This is a genomic window from Streptomyces sp. NPDC012888, from assembly GCF_042900645.1.
Lineage (GTDB): Bacteria > Actinomycetota > Actinomycetes > Streptomycetales > Streptomycetaceae > Streptomyces.
This window is the reverse complement of record NZ_JBIBBM010000013.1, coordinates 131,961-149,021: the sequence shown is the minus strand read 5'-3', so window position 1 is coordinate 149,021 and position 17,061 is coordinate 131,961. Positions and strand designations below refer to the sequence as shown.

General features: G+C 73.5%; 18 protein-coding genes. 13 read left to right on the top strand and 5 right to left on the bottom strand.

Annotation, left to right across the window (positions count from 1 at the left end; genetic code table 11):
* Nucleotides 1-12: 12 nt before the first annotated feature.
* Nucleotides 13-654 carry a TetR/AcrR family transcriptional regulator gene (locus ACFY61_RS22905; protein WP_389474592.1) on the bottom strand — a complete coding sequence of 214 codons (642 nt, stop codon included), beginning with the start codon at nucleotides 652-654 and terminating at the stop codon, nucleotides 13-15.
* 178 nt (nucleotides 655-832) lie between these two features.
* On the opposite strand from ACFY61_RS22905, the gene ACFY61_RS22900 reads away from it, so the two are divergent.
* The 8 genes from ACFY61_RS22900 to ACFY61_RS22865 all read left to right on the top strand — a co-directional run bounded on the left by ACFY61_RS22900 (nucleotide 833) and on the right by ACFY61_RS22865 (nucleotide 9,406).
* Nucleotides 833-2,527 carry a ricin-type beta-trefoil lectin domain protein gene (locus ACFY61_RS22900; protein ID WP_389474590.1) on the top strand — a complete coding sequence of 565 codons (1,695 nt, stop codon included), beginning with the start codon at nucleotides 833-835 and terminating at the stop codon, nucleotides 2,525-2,527.
* Nucleotides 2,527-4,917 (top strand): alpha-N-acetylglucosaminidase, encoded by a 2,391-nt coding sequence (locus ACFY61_RS22895; protein ID WP_389474588.1) that lies wholly within the window; start codon nucleotides 2,527-2,529, stop codon nucleotides 4,915-4,917. Before ACFY61_RS22900 ends, ACFY61_RS22895 begins: the two co-directional genes overlap by 1 nt.
* A 168-nt stretch (nucleotides 4,918-5,085) precedes the next feature.
* Nucleotides 5,086-5,427: a hypothetical protein gene (locus ACFY61_RS22890; protein WP_389474587.1), complete on the top strand. Its 342-nt coding sequence runs from the start codon at nucleotides 5,086-5,088 to the stop codon at nucleotides 5,425-5,427.
* Nucleotides 5,420-6,454 (top strand): polyprenyl synthetase family protein, encoded by a 1,035-nt coding sequence (locus tag ACFY61_RS22885; protein WP_389474586.1) that lies wholly within the window; start codon nucleotides 5,420-5,422, stop codon nucleotides 6,452-6,454. The genes ACFY61_RS22890 and ACFY61_RS22885 overlap by 8 nt, the downstream gene beginning before the upstream one ends.
* An 11-nt stretch (nucleotides 6,455-6,465) precedes the next feature.
* Nucleotides 6,466-7,668 carry an oxygenase MpaB family protein gene (locus ACFY61_RS22880; RefSeq protein WP_389474584.1) on the top strand — a complete coding sequence of 401 codons (1,203 nt, stop codon included), beginning with the start codon at nucleotides 6,466-6,468 and terminating at the stop codon, nucleotides 7,666-7,668.
* A gap of 111 nt (nucleotides 7,669-7,779) precedes the next feature.
* Nucleotides 7,780-8,019, top strand: a complete 240-nt coding sequence (locus tag ACFY61_RS22875; protein WP_389474582.1) for a DUF5988 family protein — start codon at nucleotides 7,780-7,782, stop codon at nucleotides 8,017-8,019.
* 88 nt (nucleotides 8,020-8,107) lie between these two features.
* Complete coding sequence (locus ACFY61_RS22870) at nucleotides 8,108-8,479, top strand: MazG-like family protein (protein ID WP_389474580.1); 372 nt, start codon at nucleotides 8,108-8,110, stop codon at nucleotides 8,477-8,479.
* A 9-nt stretch (nucleotides 8,480-8,488) separates the two neighbouring features.
* Nucleotides 8,489-9,406, top strand: a complete 918-nt coding sequence (locus tag ACFY61_RS22865) for an SDR family oxidoreductase (RefSeq protein ID WP_389474579.1) — start codon at nucleotides 8,489-8,491, stop codon at nucleotides 9,404-9,406.
* A 16-nt stretch (nucleotides 9,407-9,422) separates the two neighbouring features.
* Here ACFY61_RS22865 and ACFY61_RS22860 read toward each other — a convergent pair whose 3' ends face one another.
* Nucleotides 9,423-10,190, bottom strand: coding sequence for a TetR/AcrR family transcriptional regulator (locus tag ACFY61_RS22860; protein ID WP_389474577.1), 768 nt, complete (start codon nucleotides 10,188-10,190; stop codon nucleotides 9,423-9,425).
* 103 nt (nucleotides 10,191-10,293) lie between these two features.
* On the opposite strand from ACFY61_RS22860, the gene ACFY61_RS22855 reads away from it, so the two are divergent.
* Nucleotides 10,294-10,449: a hypothetical protein gene (locus tag ACFY61_RS22855; protein WP_389474576.1), complete on the top strand. Its 156-nt coding sequence runs from the start codon at nucleotides 10,294-10,296 to the stop codon at nucleotides 10,447-10,449.
* Nucleotides 10,446-12,704, top strand: a complete 2,259-nt coding sequence (locus tag ACFY61_RS22850; protein ID WP_389474574.1) for an ATP-binding cassette domain-containing protein — start codon at nucleotides 10,446-10,448, stop codon at nucleotides 12,702-12,704. The genes ACFY61_RS22855 and ACFY61_RS22850 overlap by 4 nt, the downstream gene beginning before the upstream one ends.
* A 47-nt stretch (nucleotides 12,705-12,751) precedes the next feature.
* Here the strand turns inward: ACFY61_RS22850 and ACFY61_RS22845 are convergent, their stop codons facing one another.
* Nucleotides 12,752-13,819, bottom strand: a complete 1,068-nt coding sequence (locus ACFY61_RS22845) for an enoyl-CoA hydratase/isomerase family protein (RefSeq protein WP_389474573.1) — start codon at nucleotides 13,817-13,819, stop codon at nucleotides 12,752-12,754.
* A gap of 97 nt (nucleotides 13,820-13,916) precedes the next feature.
* Between ACFY61_RS22845 and ACFY61_RS22840 the strand changes: the two genes are divergently transcribed.
* A complete protein-coding gene (locus ACFY61_RS22840; protein WP_389474572.1) occupies nucleotides 13,917-14,483 on the top strand; it encodes a dihydrofolate reductase family protein in 567 nt (188 codons plus the stop codon).
* Here ACFY61_RS22840 and ACFY61_RS22835 read toward each other — a convergent pair.
* A complete protein-coding gene (locus ACFY61_RS22835; protein ID WP_389474702.1) occupies nucleotides 14,471-15,073 on the bottom strand; it encodes a DUF4188 domain-containing protein in 603 nt (200 codons plus the stop codon). The genes ACFY61_RS22840 and ACFY61_RS22835 overlap by 13 nt on opposite strands.
* A 97-nt stretch (nucleotides 15,074-15,170) precedes the next feature.
* Between ACFY61_RS22835 and ACFY61_RS22830 the strand changes: the two genes are divergently transcribed.
* Nucleotides 15,171-15,827 carry a MerR family transcriptional regulator gene (locus ACFY61_RS22830; protein WP_389474571.1) on the top strand — a complete coding sequence of 219 codons (657 nt, stop codon included), beginning with the start codon at nucleotides 15,171-15,173 and terminating at the stop codon, nucleotides 15,825-15,827.
* Between the two features lie 12 nt (nucleotides 15,828-15,839).
* Here the strand turns inward: ACFY61_RS22830 and ACFY61_RS22825 are convergent, their stop codons facing one another.
* Nucleotides 15,840-16,580 (bottom strand): PP2C family protein-serine/threonine phosphatase, encoded by a 741-nt coding sequence (locus tag ACFY61_RS22825; RefSeq protein WP_389474570.1) that lies wholly within the window; start codon nucleotides 16,578-16,580, stop codon nucleotides 15,840-15,842.
* Between the two features lie 119 nt (nucleotides 16,581-16,699).
* Between ACFY61_RS22825 and ACFY61_RS22820 the strand changes: the two genes are divergently transcribed.
* Nucleotides 16,700-17,041 carry an antibiotic biosynthesis monooxygenase gene (locus tag ACFY61_RS22820; RefSeq protein WP_389474568.1) on the top strand — a complete coding sequence of 114 codons (342 nt, stop codon included), beginning with the start codon at nucleotides 16,700-16,702 and terminating at the stop codon, nucleotides 17,039-17,041.
* Nucleotides 17,042-17,061 lie beyond the last annotated feature (20 nt).

The following is a 17,061-nucleotide window of genomic DNA, read 5'->3' as shown; positions in this document are numbered from 1 at the left end:
GGGGGCTCCGGTTCAGGAGGCGGGACGGGCGGCTTCGATGAGCTGGCGCAGGGCGCCGTGGTAGACCTCGTGGTCGGTCATGACGGGGAGCAGGCCGGGGACGTCGGCGGTGAGTGCGGGGAACTCGTCCGGGTCGAGGGCGGCGAGGGCGGTCCGGGTGTGGGCGGTGGCGGCGGCGGGGTCGCGGTGGTCCACGAAGGCGGCGCAGCCGAGGGTGAGGAGGTACATCCGCCGGTAGACGGTCATGGCCTCGGCCGGGGTCATGCCCGCGGCGATGCTGTCGGCGAGCTGGGGTTCCACCAGGCGGGCCAGCAGCTGCCGGCCCGTCCACGGCCGGCCGCCGCGCAGCGCGAGCAGGCCGGGGTGCGCGGTGAGCAGGCGGTAGAGGGCGGTGAAGCGGAGCTCGGTGGCCTCGGCCCAGCCGGTTCCGGCGGGCACTTCGGGGAGGCGGCGGGCGAGGTGTTCGGTGCAGAGGTCGAGCAGGCCGGCGAGGTCGGTGCAGCGGCGCTGGACGGTGGCGTGGGAGACGTCCAGGCGGGCGGCGAGGGTGCGGAAGCTGAGGGCGGCCGGGCCCTCCTCGTCGATGAGGCGGAGGGCCGCGTCGGCGATGGCCCGGGGGGTGGCCCGTTCGAGCGCGGGTGAGGTGCGCGGCATGAGATACACCGTAACAGACGGCGTATCGAAGCCTCGCGCCGCCGCGCGCTCCCCCATACGGGGGTTATCCGCCGCCGAACGGCGACATGACCCGGCTTTCGTTGACAGTGTGTCGTCGCCTCGCTGCACTGTGCGCACGACAGCCCTGTCGGTACGCCCCTCACGTCAAGGAGTCCCCGTGCCGTCTCGCCTGCGTGCGCTCCCCGGCTGCCTCACCGCCGCCGCCCTGATCGCCGTATCCCTCGCCGCCGCGCCGGCGGTGGCCGAGCCCACCGCGACCTCGGACAACCCGCTCGCCCTGACCCCGCCCATGGGCTGGAACAACTGGGCGCACTACATGTGCGACATCGACGAGCAGAAGGTGCTGGCCAACGCCGACGCCCTGGTCTCGTCGGGCCTGGCCGCCAAGGGCTACGACACGGTGACGGTCGACGACTGCTGGATGACCAAGAGCCGGGACGGGGCCGGCGACCTGGTGGTCGACCCGGTGAAGTTCCCGCGCGGCATGGCGTGGCTGGGCGAGTACCTGCACGCGCGCGGCCTGAAGTTCGGCATCTACCAGGACGCCGGGTACCTGACCTGCGAGCGCTACCCAGGCAGCGGCACCCCCGAGGGCGGCGGCGCCGACCACTTCGAACAGGACGCCCGGCTCTTCGCGTCCTGGAAGGTCGACTACGTCAAGATGGACGGCTGCAACATGTGGGTGCCGCCCGGGAAGACCAAGGAGCAGGCCTACCGGGACGCCTACCACGCGGTGGCCCGGGCGCTGCGCGCCAGCGGCCGGGACATGGTCCTCTCGGCCTCCGCGCCCGCCTACTTCCAGCAGGGCGAATGGGGCGGCCCCGACTGGCACAAGGTGCTCGGCTGGGTCGGTGACACCGGCCAGCTGTGGCGCGAGGGCCGGGACATCAAGGTCTACAACCCGAAGTCCCCGGCGACCTCTCGGTGGAGTTCGGTCCTCGGCAACTACGGCTACAACCGCTGGCTGGCCCGCCATTCCGGCCCGGGCAACTGGAACGACCCCGACTTCCTGATCGCGGGGGCTCCGGGCCTCACCGACGAGGAGAGCCGCAGCCAGGTCGCCCTCTGGGCGATGATGGCCTCGCCGTTCATCCTGTCCTCCGAGGTGTCGCGGATCAGCGCCGCCGGCCTGGCCGCGCTGAAGAACGACGCCCTGATCGAGCTGGACCAGGACCCGATGGGCCGCCAGGCCGGGGTGGTCTCCACCGACGGCACCCGCGACGTGCTGGCCCGCCCGCTGGCCGACGGCGACCGGGCCGTCGCCGTGCTGAACCGCTCCTCGGCCGCCGTGGACGTACGGGTCCCGCTCGCCGACGTCGGCCTGCCCGCCTGCACGGTGGACGCCACCGACCTGTGGACGGGCACCTCCCGGACGGTCTCCGACGCCCTGACGGCGCGGATCCCCGCCCACGGCACGGCCGTCTGGCGGCTGAGCCCCCGCGGCTGCGCCGAGCCGGTGCCCACCGGCCAGATCACCGGCGACGCCATGCGGTGCGCCGACGGCGAGAACACCACCGGCGTGGGGACCGTGGTGCTGTCCCCCTGCACGGGCGGCGCCGACCAGCGGTGGACCCTGGCCCCGGACCGGACCCTGCGCCTGCTCGGGCACTGCCTGACGGCCGACGCGGACGGCTCGGTCACCCTGGAGGACTGTGCCGGGAACGGCGCCGACCAGGCACCGGGCGCGCTGTGGCGGCACGGCCGCAACGGCGCCCTGGTCGCCGACGGGCACGACGGGAGCTGCCTGGAGGCACCCGCCGCCGCGGCCGTCCCGGACGCCACCGAGCCGGCCCTGCGGATGTCCCCCTGCGGTGACCACCGCGTGGACCAGACCTGGGCGCTGCCCGTCTGATGGCCACTCACGAAACCGCCCACGACACCGCCCATGTGACCGGCGGCGCTTCCGGCGGCGCTCCCGGGGGCGCTTCCGGGGGCGCTTCCGGCAGCGCGTCGGGCCCGCCGTCCCGCCCGGTGCTCCGCCGCCGGGCCCGGCCGGCCGCCGTGCTGCTCGCCGCCGTACTGGCCGCGCTGGGGCTGGGGACCGTGCCCGGCCCGGCCGCCGGCGACCCCGGGCCGGCCGCCGCTCCGTCCGCCCCCCGGACCGGGCGGGCCGACGTGCCCGGGTTCGACCCGGCGCCGGCCCGGGAGGCGCTGCGGCGCCTGCTGCCCCGCCACGCCGCCCAGTTCACCCTGGAGGCCGCGGAGCCCGGGGCGGCCGGCCAGGACGCCTTCACCGTCTCCGGCACCGCCGGCGCCGTCACCGTACGGGCCAACACCCCGGCCGCCCAGCTGACCGGCGTCGGCTGGTACCTCCAGCACGTCGCGGGCGTGGACGTCGGCTGGCCCGGCGACAGCCTGGGGCGGCTGCCGGACGTGCTGCCCGCCGTACCGGAACCGGTGACCCGTACCGCGCGGGTGCCGCACCGGTACGCCCTCAACGACACCGACGACGGGTACTCCGGCCCGTACCGCACCTTCGAGGAACACCGGCGGCAGATCGACCTCATGGCGCTGCACGGCATCAACGAGGTGTTCGTGCAGGTCGGCGCCGAGTGGCCGTACTACCGCGCCCTCCAGGGCTTCGGCTACACCGCCGAGGAGCTGCGCGCGTGGATCCCGGCCCCCGGCCACCAGAGCTGGTGGCTGCTGCAGAACCTCAGCGGCTTCGGCGGGCCCGTCGGCGAGCGCCTGCTGCGCCAGCGCGCCGACACCGGCCGCCGGGTCGCCGACCACCTGCGGGCCCTGGGCATGACCCCGGTCCTGCCCGGCTACTTCGGCACGGTCCCGCCCGGCTTCGCCACCCGCAACCCGGACGCGGCGACCGTCCCCCAGGGCGACTGGGCGGGCTTCGCCCGGCCCGACTGGCTGGACCCGGCCTCGGCGGCCTTCCCCCGGCTGGCCGCCGCCTACTACGCGGAGCAGCGCGCCGCGTTCGGCGACAGCACCATGTACCGGATGAGCCCGCTGCACGAGGGTGGGCTGACCGGCACGGTCGACGTGCGGGCGGCCGCCGGGGCGGTGCAGCGGGCCCTGGACGCGGCCCACCCCGGCGCGCTGTGGGCCGTGCTGGGCTGGCAGGACGATCCGACGGCCGAGCTGCTGGCCGGGGTGGACACCTCCCGGCTGCTGATCCTCGACGGGCTGTCCGACCGGTACAACCGGCTGGACCGGGAGGCCCGCTGGGGCGGCGCCCCCTACGCCATGGGCACCATCTACAACTTCGGCGGGCACACCACGATCGGAGCCAACACCTCCGTGTGGCTGGAGCGGTTCGGGCCCTGGCGGGACAAGACGGGCAGCGCGCTGGCCGGCACCGCCTACCTGCCGGAGGCCACCGGCACCAACCCGGCCGCCTTCGACCTGTTCACCGATCTGGCGTGGGAACCGGGGACGATCGACCACCGGCAGTGGTTCGCCGATTTCGCGGCCCGCCGGTACGGCCGCCCCGACCCGGCCGCGGCCGCCGCCTGGGAGGAGCTCCGCAAGGGCCCGTACGCGACCTCGTCCGGGCTGTGGTCGGAGTCGCAGGACAGCCTGTTCACGGCCCGGCCCTCGCTGAGCGCGAAGGGCGCGGCCCACTGGAGCCCCCAGTCGATGCGCTATCCCGCGGAGTCAGTGCTGCGGGCGCTGGAGCACCTGCTCGACGTCGACCCGGCGCTGCGCTCCTCCTCCGCCTACCGCTTCGACCTCACCGACACCGCCCGGCAGGCCCTCGCCAACCATTCGCGGGTACTGCTGCCGCGGATCAAGGCCGCGTACGAGGCGAAGGACCTGGCCCGGTTCCGCGAGCTGGTCGGGCAGTGGCAGGACGCCGAACGCCGGCTGGCCCGGGTCGTCGGCGCCGACCCGCACTTCCTGCTGGGCCCCTGGCTGGCGGCGGCCCGCGCCGCCGGCGCCGACGAGGCCGAGCGCGACCGCCACGAGTACGACGCCCGCTCGATCCTCAGCGTGTGGGGGCCGCGCGGCACCAGCGAGGGCGGCTTCCTGCACGACTACGCCAACCGCGAATGGGCCGGACTGGTCGAGGAGCTGTACGCCCCGCGCTGGGCGCTGTACTTCCGCACCCTGGAGGACGCCCTGCGCACCGGCACCGCCCCGCGCGCGGTCGACTGGCACGCGCACGAGGAGGAGTGGGCGCGCCGCACCACGGCGCACCGCACCGCACCGGCCGGCGACCCGTACGAGGAGGCGTCCGCCGTCGCGGCCGCGCTCCGGGGCGCCGGCTTCACCCGTAAGCGGTAATCCCACCACTCGTGAGGGGGAGGAGCCCGCCCGCCGCTTGGTGGTACGGACGGCGGCTGGGTTCACTTTGCCGAAGTCGATCAGGGGCGGTCCGCGGCGGTGTCCGGCGGGCCGCCCCTTCCGATGCCCGTACGAGCGCGGGCACCAGGGAACAGGAGTGGACCGACGATGTCCGAGACCGACCGGGAGCGACCCGCCGACGGGACCGCGGGGGCGGCCGGTGCGCCAGGCCCGTCCGGCGACGGCGGGTTCAGCCCCACCGGGACGCTGGAGCTGCTGGCCCACCTCGTGGCCGGGGTGGCCGATCTGGCGATCGAGCAGTTAAAGCAGTCCTCCGACCGCGCCCACGACGTGATGCGCCGCGCCGACCTGCGCGAGCTGCTCACCGACGGGGTGGTGGAGCTCCGCAAGCGCGGCGAGCTGGCCACCCAGCGGATGGGCGGCGGCTCCGACAACTACCTGGAGGCCATGGCCCAGCGGGCCGCGCGGAAGGCCGGCCCCCGTGCTTGACCACGCCGTCCTCAAGCAGCGCATCGACGGCGTCCTGGTGGAGCTCGCCGACGAGGAGGAGGCCGCCCTGCTCGGCCTCCACGCCGAACTCCACCCGCTGTCCGAGCAGTTGCGCCGCTCCCTGGCCCGCGGCAAGCGGCTGCGGGCCGCGTTCCTGTACTGGGGGTGGCGCGCGGCCGGGCAGCCGGACTGCGACGGGGCGATCCGGGCGGCCGCGGCGATGGAACTCGTCCACGCGGCCGCCTGCACCCACGACGACATCATCGACGACAGCCGGATGCGGCACGGGCAGCTCACCGCGCACGCCGCGTTCGGTGCCGCCGGTCACCGTTCCACCGCCCTGGCGATGATGCTGGGCGACCTGCTGATGGGCTACGCCGGGCACGTCTTCACCTCGTGCGGGCTGCCGGGCGCCTACCTGGCCCGGACCGTGCCGCTCTGGTCGGAGCTGCTGCGGGAGACGGTGGCCGGGGAGTTCCTGGAGGTGCTGCGCACCGACGCCCCGGCCGCCCGGGCGCCGAAGGTCGCCGAGTCGCTGGAGGTGGCCCGGTTCAAGACCGCGAAGTACACGGTCGAGCGGCCCCTCCAGCTGGGGGTCACCCTCGGCGGCGGCTCCCGGGCGCTGCTCCAGGCGTGCACCGCGTACGGGCTGCCGCTCGGCGAGGCGTTCCAGCTCCACGACGACCTGCTGGGCACCTTCGGCGACCCGGCCGTCACCGGCAAGTCCAACCTGGACGACCTGCGGGACGGCAAACCGACCGCACTGCTCGCCCTGACCACCGAGGCGGCCACGGAGGACGAACGGCGGCTGCTGGCCAAGCACGTGGGCCGCGCCGACCTCGGCGAGGCGGAGGCGGCGTCCGTGCGGGAGCTGATGGAGCGGTGCGGGGCCCGACGGCGGGTCGAGGAGATGGTGCGGGAGCGGGTGCGCCGCGCCCAGGACGCGCTGGAGGGCGTGCCCGTGCCGTACGAGGCGCGGGTGGCTCTGCGCGAGCTGGCCGCCACGGCGACGGAACGGTCGTACTGAGGGTGGCGGAGATGACCGAGGAACCGGGAACGACGGAGATGGACGACACTGCCATGAAGGCGACGTACGACGACGCGGTGCTCGACCGGCTGCGCGGCCAGGGCGATCCGCTGGCCGACGGGACGGTGGCGAAGCTGTTCGCGCGCAAGGAGGTCGCGAACTTCAACACCCTCATGCGGTTCTTCAGCACCGCCGGGCACCAGCTGCCCGAGAAGCTGCCGGCCGCCGCGGCCGAGTACTTCGAGGCGACCGCCATGCCGCCCGAGTGGGTGGACTGGGACGTGATGGAGCAGGCCCGGCTGTTCTTCATGGACAACGCGGCGCACATCAACACCGGCCTGTCCTTCGCGGCGATGCCCGCCACCTACGCCATCCCCAGGGTGTCGCGGCTGCTGGCCTCCACCCACTCGATGGACTACCCCTCGCGGCGGATGGCGAACACCGGCCAGTTCGTCACCTACCTGATGCAGACCAACGCCTTCGAGGAGGGCAGCAAGTTCATCCCGGCCGTGCAGAAGGTCCGCCTGCTGCACGCCGCCGTCCGTCACCACCTGCGCGAGGGCGGCCACTGGGACGTCGCCGCGGACGGCATGCCGCTGTCCCAGGAGGACATGATCGGCGGCCAGATCTGCTTCTCGCTGCTGGTGCTGGACGCCATGCACCGGCTGGGCGTGCACATGAGCGAGGAGGGCGCGGAGGCCTACTTCTACGCCTGGCGGGTGGTCGGCGCGATGCTGGGCTGCGACATGGAGCAGGTGCCGCGCGACCTGGCCGAGGCCCGGGCGTTCGCCGACCTGTACCTGCTGCGCAACCTCGGCCCGTCGGCGGACGGGGTGCGGCTGAACGCCCAGCTGATGCGGCTGTACGAGGACGTCGTCCCGGGCACCTTCTTCGACCCGGTGGTGCCCGCCACGATCCGCTTCCTGGTCGGCGACACCATCGCGGACTGGCTGGAGATCCCCCGCGGGCCGTGGGACGCGGCGGCCAGGGCGGTGCCGGTGGTGCTCGGGCTGCTGGAGACCATCGAGGACAGCAGTCCGCTCGCCGAGTGGGCGCTGGACAAGGCGGGTTCGCTGGTGACCTCGTTCGAGCTGGCCTCGCTGACCCGGGGCCGGGTGATGCACCACGCGATCCCGGCGGAACTGAAGGCCGAGTACGGGGTGAAGCCGTCGCGCACGGGGCGGTGGGTGCCGCCGGCGCCGACGCTGGCGTGACGGGCGGGGAGGGGCCGTCGTGGTCCGGGCCGATCCCGGTGCGAACAAGACACCAACTATGGGTACTTATAGTCGTACGCGCCCCCTTCCCCAGCCGGAGATCCCCCCGCCATGAGCGAAACCGCACCCCCGCTCCCGTCCCTCCTGGTCGCCCTGCGCGGCGGCCCCGCGGGGCTGCCCGCCACCGCGCTCGTCGCGGCTGCGGGCGTCCCCGGGCAGCTGGCCGTGGAGCACCACGGCCGGCGCGAGCTCTTCGAGTTCACCGGTCGGTACGTCACGGTCGACGGCGGCCGCAGCGCGCCCCTCTACCGGTGGTCGGGGTCGGACCGCGGGGCCCGCCCTGGCCGGTAGGGCGGGCGGGAGCAGGAGCAGGCAGGACCACTCGGGATACTCGGGATACTCGGGATCCACTCGGTCACGATCGGAGAGAACCGCCGCGATGGACGAGGTCTGGAAGACGATCGCCGCCCTGGCCGCCGCCTTCGAGGAGCGGGACGCCGCGCGCGGCGTGTCCGTCGAGGAGCAGTGGACCCTCCAGGTCCTGAAGATCGGCGAGGAGTTCGGCGAGGCGGCCCAGGCGGTGATCGGCGCGCGCGGCACCAACCCGCGCAAGGGCGACTCGCACACCTGGCAGGACGTGCACGACGAGGTCGCCGACACCATCATCACCGCGATGGTGGCGCTGACCCGGATGCGCCCCGACGACGCCCCCGCCCACCTCGCCGCCCAGCTCGCCCTCAAGTCCGGCCGTTTCCTGCCCCGGGCGGCGGACGGGCCCGATCCGGGCCGTACGGACGGCCCCCGGGCGTAGGGTCGGAACATGACCGGAACTCTTGCGGGCAAAGTGGCACTGGTGGCCGGGGGCACCCGGGGCGCGGGCCGGGGTGTCGCGGTGGAGCTGGGCGCGGCGGGGGCGACGGTGTACGTCACCGGGCGCAGTTCGCGGGCGGCGGGCCGGTCGGAGTACGACCGGCCGGAGACGGTGGAGGAGACCGCCGAGCTGGTCACGGCGGCGGGCGGGCTCGGGGTCCCGGTGGTCTGCGACCACCTGGTGCCGGATCAGGTGGAGGCCCTGGTGCGGCGGATCGAGGCCGAGCAGGACGGGCTCGACGTCCTGGTGAACGACATCTGGGGCGGCGAGAAGCTGTTCGAGTGGGAGGCCCCGGTCTGGGAGCACGACCTGGACAACGGGCTGCGGCTGCTGCGGCTGGCGGTCGAGACCCATGCGGTGACCAGCCACTTCGCGCTGCCCCTGCTGCTGCGCCGGCCGGGCGGGCTGGTGGTGGAGATGACGGATGGCACCGAGGAGTACAACCGGGAGAACTACCGGGTGTCGTTCTTCTACGACCTGGCGAAGTCCTCGGTGCTGCGGATGGCGTTCTCGCTGGGCCACGAGCTGGGGCCGCGGGGGGCGACCGCGGTGGCGCTGACCCCGGGCTGGCTGCGGTCGGAGATCATGCTGGAGCACTACGGGGTGACGGAGGCGAACTGGCGGGACGCCACGGAGAAGGTGCCGCACTTCGCCATCTCCGAGTCCCCGCGCTACGTCGGCCGGGCGGTGGCGGCGCTGGCCGCCGACCCGGAGGTGGCCCGCTGGAACGGCCGGTCCCTGTCGAGCGGCCAGCTGGCCCGGGTCTACGGGTTCACCGACCTGGACGGCAGCCGCCCGGACGCCTGGCGCTACCTGGTCGAGGTGCAGGACCCGGGCCTTCCGGCGGACACCGCCGGCTACCGCTGACGGGAGCCGCCGCGGGTCACTCGCGCGGCAGGCGTGAGGCGATGCCGTCCAGGACGCAGCGCAGGCCGAACTCCCAGGCGAACTGGGGGTTGTAGGCGCCGGCCGCGGTACCGACGCGGGACGCGAGCGGGTGGTTCTCGGACTTCACCACGCGCCGCAGGACAGGGGCGGTCGCCGTCCACCAGTCCTCGTCGCTCAGCCGCCTGTTGTGCTCGGCGGCCTGGGCCGCCGCCCGGACGGCGGCGTGGACGAAGGACAGCAGATGGGTCAGGGCCGCGTCCATCTCCAGGTCCGGCAGGCCGATCCCGTCGAAGGCGGCCAGCTCGTGGGCGTACTTGTCGATGACGCCGGGGCCCATCGGGGGCCGGGTGACGGCCAGTTCGGTCACCCAGGGATGCCGGGCGAGCAGGTCGCGGTTGTCCTCGGCGACGCGGGTGACGCGCTGCCGCCACGGGTCGCCGGGGCCGGTGGCGCGGCGCGCCATCCGCCGGTAGGCCTGGTCCAGCATCAGGTCGAGGAGCTCGGCCTTGCCCGGGACGTAGGTGTAGAGGGTCATCGGGGTGACGCCGAGCCGCTGGGCGAGGGCCCGCATGGTCAGCGCGTCCAGCCCCTCGGCGTCGGCCAGCTCGGTGGCGGCGTCCACCACGGCGTCCACGCTCAGCCCCTGCCGGGGGCCGCGGCGGCCCGGGGCGCGTTCCGCCGGCGCGGGACCGGCGGGCTCGCGCCACAGCAGTTCGAGGGTGCGGGCCGGGTCGCCGGCCCCTCCGCTTCGGTCCTTACCCACGGGCCGCGCCCCTTCCTCCACGCTCGGAAAAATTTCTATACAACGTATACTGTACAATGTAGAGAGAAAGTACGAGAGAGCCACCGATCGACGAAGGCACTACGTGCAGACCATCACCGCCATCACCACCGCGTTACCACCAGCCGTCGACGGCATGCCTGCCTCCACCACCCCTCCGACCAGCCTCGGGGGCAGGCGGCTATTCCTGGTCACCGACCCCGACGGGACCACCGTCCACATCGAAGGAGCCCAGGCTTGAGCCTCGCCGACAGCCACCAGGTCATCCAGGTCCGCGGAGCCCGCGAGAACAACCTCGCGAACGTCTCCGTGGACATCCCCAAGCGTCGACTGACCGTCTTCACCGGCGTCTCCGGCTCCGGCAAGTCCTCGCTGGTCTTCGGAACGATCGCCGCCGAGTCGCAGCGGCTGATCAACGAGACGTACGCCGCCTTCATCCAGTCCTTCCTGCCCAGCCTGGGCCGCCCGGACGTGGACGGACTGCACAACCTCAGCGCCGCCATCGTGGTCGGCCAGGAGCGCATGGGGTCCACCTCCCGCTCCACCGTCGGCACCGCCACCGACACCTACGCCATGCTGCGGATCATCTACAGCCACCTCGGCACCCCGCACATCGGCCTGTCCAGCATGTTCAGCTTCAACAGCCCCGACGGCATGTGCCCGCACTGCGAGGGCATGGGCGAGGTCTCCGAGATCGACGTCGACCAGCTGGTGGACCGCGAGCTCTCCCTCAAGGAGGGCGCCATCACGGTCCCCGGCCACGCCGTGGACTCCTGGCAGTGGCAGGTCATCGCCAACTCCGGCTTCTTCAGCCCGGACAAGAAGCTGAAGGACTTCACCGAGCAGGAGTGGGCCGACTTCCTGCACAAGGACCAGGTGAAGGTGAAGGTCGGCCCCAACAACCTCACCTACGAGGGCCTGGTCACCAAGGTCAAGCGGACCTTCCTCGCCAAGGACCGCGAGTCGATGCAGCCGCACATCCGCGCCTTCGTGGACCGCGCCGTCGTCTTCGCCACCTGCCCGGAGTGCGAGGGCACCCGCCTCACCAAGGCCGCGCTGTCCTGCAAGATCAACGGGGTGAACATCGCCCAGTGCGCGGCCATGCAGATCAGCGACCTGGCCGAGTTCGTCCGCGGCTTCGACGACGCGCGCGTGGCGCCGCTGCTGTCCAGCCTGCGCGGCCACCTGGACTCGCTGGTGGAGATCGGCCTGGGCTACCTGAGCCTGGACCGCCCGGTCAACACCCTGTCCGGCGGCGAGACGCAGCGCGTCAAGATGGTCCGCCACCTCGGCTCCTCGCTCACCGACGTCACGTACGTCTTCGACGAGCCCACCACCGGCCTGCACCCGCACGACATCCAGCAGATGAACGACCTGCTGCTGCGGCTGCGCGACAAGGGCAACACCGTCCTGGTGGTGGAGCACAAGCCGGAGGTCATCGCGATCGCCGACCACGTCGTGGACCTCGGCCCCGGCGCCGGCAGTGCCGGCGGGCGGATCTGCTACAGCGGCGACGTGGCCGGCCTGCGCGCCTCCGACAGCCTGACCGGACGGCACCTGGAGCACCGCACACCGCTGCGCGAGCGGGTCCGTGAGCCGCGCGGCACCCTGTCCATCAAGGGCGCCACCCTGAACAACCTCAAGGACGTCAGCGTCGAGGTGCCGATGGGCGTGCTGACCGTGGTCACCGGCGTGGCCGGAGCGGGCAAGAGCTCCCTCATCCACGGCCACCTGGCGGGCCGGGAAGGGGTGGTGGTGGCCGACCAGTCGCCGATCCGCGGCTCCCGCCGGTCCAACCCCGCGACGTACTCGGGCCTGCTGAACTCCGTCCGGAACGCCTTCGCCAAGGCCAACGGCGTCAAGCCCGCCCTGTTCAGCGCCAACTCGGCGGGCGCCTGCCCGAACTGCAACGGCATCGGGCTCGTCTACACCGACCTGACGATGATGGCCGGCGTCGCCTCGGTCTGCGAGGAGTGCCAGGGCAAGCGGTTCATCCCGGAGGTGCTCACGTACACCCTCCGCGGGAAGAACATCAGCGAGGTGCTGGACATGTCCATCGCCGAGGCCGCGGAGTTCTTCACCACCGGCCAGGCGGGGGCGGTGCTCGGCCGCCTCGTCGACGTCGGCCTTTCCTACCTGCGGCTGGGCCAGCCGCTGAACACCCTGTCGGGCGGTGAGCGGCAGCGGCTCAAGCTGGCCGTGAGCATGGCGGAGAAGTCCTCGACCTACATCCTGGACGAGCCGACCACCGGCCTGCACATGGCGGACGTGGACAAGCTGCTCGCCCTGCTGGACCAGCTCGTCGACGACGGCAACACCGTCATCGTGATCGAGCACAGCAAGGCCGTCATGGCGCACGCCGACTGGCTGATCGACGTCGGCCCGGGCGGCGGCCACGACGGCGGCCAGGTGGTGTTCGAGGGCACCCCGGCCGAACTCGTCGCCAAGAGCGACACGCTGACCGCCCGTCACCTGCGGGAGTACATCTCCGCGTAGGGCTCCGCGCGGGGGTTCGGCGTACGGCCGCCCCGGGGTCCCGGGCCTCACGCTCCGGCAAGGCCGAGCGGTGGGCCCGGGACCTCCGGCGCTTCCGTGAACCGGGCCACCGCGGTGGCGTCGACCTCGGTGAGGGAAGCGGGGTTCCAGCGCGGCCGGCGGTCCTTGTCGATCACCTGCGCCCTGATCCCCTCCACCAGGTCGGGCAGCCCGGCCAGGGCGGCGCAGGACACCCGGAACTCCTGTTCCAGCACCCGCTCCAGGGTGCCGAGGGCACGCGCCCGCCGCACCGACGCCAGGGTGACCTTCACCGCGGTCGGGGACCTGCCGAGGATCGTCTCGGCGGCCTCCTTGGCGGCGGGGTCCCCGTGGCCGAGGAGCCGGTCGACGATCTCCTCCGCGGTGGGGGCGCAGTAGCAGGCGTCGATCCACGCGCGCGCGGAGGCCAGTTCGCCCGTCCCGGCCGGCTCGGCGTACTCGGGCAGGACCTCGTGGACGTCGGCCCCGGCGAGGTCCCGGGCCAGCTCGGGCAGCCGCGCCGAGGGTACGAATTGGTCGGCGAGCCCGCACAGCACGGCGTCCGCGGCACCGACCGCGTCGCCGGTGAGCGCCAGGTGCAGGCCCAGTTCGCCGGGGGCGCGGCCGAGGAGGTGGGTGCCGCCGACGTCGGGCACGAAGCCGATGCCCGTCTCCGGCATGGCCACGCGGGACCGCTCGGTGACGACGCGTACGCCGCCGTGCGCCGAGATCCCGACCCCGCCGCCCATGACGATGCCGTCCATGAAGGCGACGTACGGCTTGGGATAGCGGGCGACGCGGGCGTTCAGGCGGTACTCGTCCCGCCAGAACGCGACGGTGCCGGTGCCGCCGCCCGCGGCGTCACGGTGGATGGCCCGGACGTCGCCGCCCGCGCACAGGCCGCGGCCGCCGGCCCCGTCGACGAGGACCTGGGTGACCTCGGGGTCGTGCTCCCAGGCGTCGAGCGCCGCCGCGATCTCCCGCACCATGGAGTGCGTGAGGGCGTTGAGGGCGCGGGGCCGGTCGAGGGTGATCCGGCCGGTGCGGCCGGTCCTGGCGACGCGCACGCCCCCGTGCTCGCTCTCGGACGCGGTCATCACAGCTCTCCGTTCGCTCGGCCGGCCACGGCACGACGGTACCGGTGCGGGTGTCCTGCCGCCGCGGCGGGCTCCCCGGCGCCTATCCTCGGCGCGTATGGGACGGATCATCATGCCGATCTCCGTGTCGGTCGACGGCTACGTCGAAGGGCCCGGCCGCGAGATCGACTGGCACCTGGTCGACGAGGAACTGCACGCCCACTTCAACGAACAGCTCGCCCCGATGGGCGCGTTCCTCAGCGGCCGCGTCAGCCACGAGCTGATGGCGGGCTACTGGCCGACGGCCGACCAGGACCCGGACGCGCCCGCCGCGGTCGCCGAGTTCGCGGCCATCTGGCGGACCATGCCTAAGTACGTCTTCTCGCGCACCCTGGACCCGGCCGCCCACACCGAGTGGAACACCACGGTGGTCCGGCACGTGGACCCGGCGGAGATCGAGGCGCTGAAGGCCGCGCCCGGCGGGGACCTGGCCCTGGGCGGCGCCGACCTGGCCGCCACCTTCATGCGGTACGGCCTGATCGACGAGTTCCGGATCTACGTGCACCCGGTGCTGCTGGGCCGCGGCAAGCCGCTCTTCCCCGTCTCGGACGCCCGCACCCCGCTCCGCCCGGCGGGCACCCGGACCTTCGGCAACGGCGTGGTGCTGCTGCGCTACCTGACCTGACCGGCGGGGCCGGGGGCCGCGTCCGCGCCGGCGGGGCCGGGGGCCGTGCCGCAGTCGGGGCCCGCCGGGGCCGCCGGGCGCTCCGGGGCGCCCGAGCGGTGGGCGAAGCGGTCCGCCGCCCGGCGACCGCGCCGCTCCAGGGGCACCACGCCCGTGGCCGCCGCCAGCCCGTAGGCCGGCATGTCGGCGTAGATCGACTCGTACGAGCCCTCGGGGACGACGTACGCCTCGTGCCACAGCCCGACGTGCCCGCGCGCCCGACCGCTCCGCTCCCTGCGGTTGATCATCGCCCACGCCCGGTGGTGGAACATGTCGGGCGCGGCGGCGTAGGCGTAGAGCTTCTCCTTGGACTCCCAGTACTGGACCACGTAGTACGTGCGCGGGGACCCGCTGGGCAGCAGCAGCACGTGGCCGAGGAGCCCCCGGCCGGGGTCCCGGGCCAGCTCACGGAGCATCCGTGGCATGGCCAGGAGCACCGGCAGCCAGTGGTGCACCGCCCAGAAGTGGTTGATCCGCATGCCGATCAGCAGGACCACCACCTCGCCCTCGGCCGCCGCGGTGGTCTTTCCCCGATTCGGTCTGGCGAACATCCCGGACATCGCGGTCCTCCTCCGCTGTATTGGATAGCGGCGCTCTCCAACAACCGCATGATTGGATAGTGACGCTCTCCGAGGAAAGGCGCAAGAGATGCGGTTGGCGGAACTGAGCGAGCGGAGCGGCGTCTCCACCACGACCATCAAGTACTACCTGCGGGAAGGGCTGTTGCCGGCGGGCCGGCTGATCGGCGCCACCACCGCGGAGTACGACGAGGCGCACGTACGGCGGCTGCGCCTGATCCGCGCCCTGATCCAGGTCGGCGGCCTCCCGGTGGCCCGGGCCCGCGAGGTGCTGCGGCACATCGACGACGACTCGCTGGGTCGGACCATCCGCCTCGGCGCGGCCCTGTGGGCACTCCCCCAGGAACCGGCGACGGGCCCGGGGACCGACCCGGAGGAGGACCGGACGCTGGCGGCGGCGGCCGCCGAGGTGGACAGGTTGCTCGTGTCGCTCGGCTGGGAGACCGCGCGCGAACTGGCCCCCCTCTCGCCGGTCCACCGCTCGCTGGTCGTGGCGGTGGCCACGCTGATGAGGCTCGGTTACACGTGGGACGCCGAGGTGATCGCCCCCTACGGACGCCTGATGCACCAGGTCGCCGTCCGCGACCTCGACCTGATCGACGCGCACCCCGACGAAGCGGAGAAGGTCGAGCTGGCCGTCGCCTCGACGATCCTCTTCCAGCCGGTGCTGCGCGCGCTGCACCGCCTGGCCCAGGAGGAGGAGTCGGCCCGCCGCTACGGCCTGTAGACCGCAGCGGGTTCACTCCCCGATGCGGACCAGGGCCAGGGTGATGTTGTCCGGGCCGCCCGCCTCGATGGCGGCCTTCCACAGCTCGAAGGCGGCCTTGCCGTCGTCGTGGACCCGCAGCAGCGCCTCGATCTCCTCGTCCGTGACCGGATCGGTCAGGCCGTCGCTGCAGACCAGGTAGCGGTCGTCCCCGGTCAGCGGACAAGGGGCGATGTGGGGCTCGACCGCGCCGTATCCGCGGCTGCCGCCCAGGACCTGGGTGACGAGCGAGGTGGTGCGGCGGCCGGGCTCGGGCAGCGGACTGTCGTCCACGCTCACCTGCCGGAGCCCCGCCGGTCCCACCCGGTAGACCTTGCTGTCTCCCACGTTGAAGGCCAGCAGCGACTCCGCGAGGACGAGGGTCCCGGCGACCGTGGTGCCCATCGTGGCCAGCTCCGGGCGCGCCTCGGCGGCCGCGTACACCTCGCGGTTGCACAGGTCGAGCGCCTCTTCGAGGGTCCGGGCGCCGTCCACGGCGTGTCCGAAGCCGGCGAGCCGCCGTACCACCAGGGCGCTGGCGACCTCCCCGGCGGGCTGCCCGCCGAGGCCGTCGGCGACCGCGACGACCAGCGGCCTGCCGAGCGGGAACAGCAGCGTCTGGGGGCTGTCGGTCACCGTTCCGCAGAGCGTCCACGGTCCGACGGCCAGGCTGTCCTCGTTGTGCTCGCGCAGCAGGCCTGCATGGCTGAGGGCGGTCACCGCTATGTACGGCACCCCTCCATTGTGGCGCCGCTGCACCGGGCTCGGCATGCGGCCGCCGGTCCTGCGGAGCACGCTGGACCTGGAGCCGCCGGTTCCCCGACCGGCAGCCGGTCAGGAAAGGACCGCCGGAGATGTTCGCGAGGCTCAGCACCTACCAGGGATCACCGGTTCCCGCGGACGGCGACGTGGCCGCGAGATCGGAGGCGATCGTCGAGCAGGTCCGGGACGTCCCCGGCTTCCGGGGCGTGTACTACCTCGTCGACCGGAGCTCGGGGAAAGCCAGGTCGCTCACGCTGTGGGAGGACGAGGAGAGCATGCGGGCCAGCGAGGAGCGGGCCGCCCGGATCCGCGAGGAGGCGGCGCAGCGCGAGGGCCAGCGCATCGTGTCGGTGGAGCACTTCGAGGTGGGGTTCAGCAGTCTGGAAGGCCGTTCCGGGGGCTTCGGCAGCGGCGGCGGCCGCTTCGGCGGCTGAGGCCGGGGCCGGTACGGCGG

Excerpts from the sequence above, each read along its gene's own strand:
- ACFY61_RS22890 (WP_389474587.1), top strand. The coding sequence starts at position 5,086 with ATGTCCGAGACCGACCGGGAGCGACCCGCCGACGGGACCGCGGGGGCG.
- ACFY61_RS22830 (WP_389474571.1), top strand. The coding sequence starts at position 15,171 with ATGCGGTTGGCGGAACTGAGCGAGCGGAGCGGCGTCTCCACCACGACC.
- ACFY61_RS22840 (WP_389474572.1), top strand. The coding sequence starts at position 13,917 with ATGGGACGGATCATCATGCCGATCTCCGTGTCGGTCGACGGCTACGTC.
- ACFY61_RS22865 (WP_389474579.1), top strand. The coding sequence starts at position 8,489 with ATGACCGGAACTCTTGCGGGCAAAGTGGCACTGGTGGCCGGGGGCACC.
- ACFY61_RS22870 (WP_389474580.1), top strand. The coding sequence starts at position 8,108 with ATGGACGAGGTCTGGAAGACGATCGCCGCCCTGGCCGCCGCCTTCGAG.
- ACFY61_RS22835 (WP_389474702.1), bottom strand. The coding sequence starts at position 15,073 with ATGTTCGCCAGACCGAATCGGGGAAAGACCACCGCGGCGGCCGAGGGC.
- ACFY61_RS22895 (WP_389474588.1), top strand. The coding sequence starts at position 2,527 with ATGGCCACTCACGAAACCGCCCACGACACCGCCCATGTGACCGGCGGC.
- ACFY61_RS22820 (WP_389474568.1), top strand. The coding sequence starts at position 16,700 with ATGTTCGCGAGGCTCAGCACCTACCAGGGATCACCGGTTCCCGCGGAC.
- ACFY61_RS22875 (WP_389474582.1), top strand. The coding sequence starts at position 7,780 with ATGAGCGAAACCGCACCCCCGCTCCCGTCCCTCCTGGTCGCCCTGCGC.
- ACFY61_RS22845 (WP_389474573.1), bottom strand. The coding sequence starts at position 13,819 with ATGACCGCGTCCGAGAGCGAGCACGGGGGCGTGCGCGTCGCCAGGACC.
- ACFY61_RS22905 (WP_389474592.1), bottom strand. The coding sequence starts at position 654 with ATGCCGCGCACCTCACCCGCGCTCGAACGGGCCACCCCCCGGGCCATC.
- ACFY61_RS22880 (WP_389474584.1), top strand. The coding sequence starts at position 6,466 with ATGACCGAGGAACCGGGAACGACGGAGATGGACGACACTGCCATGAAG.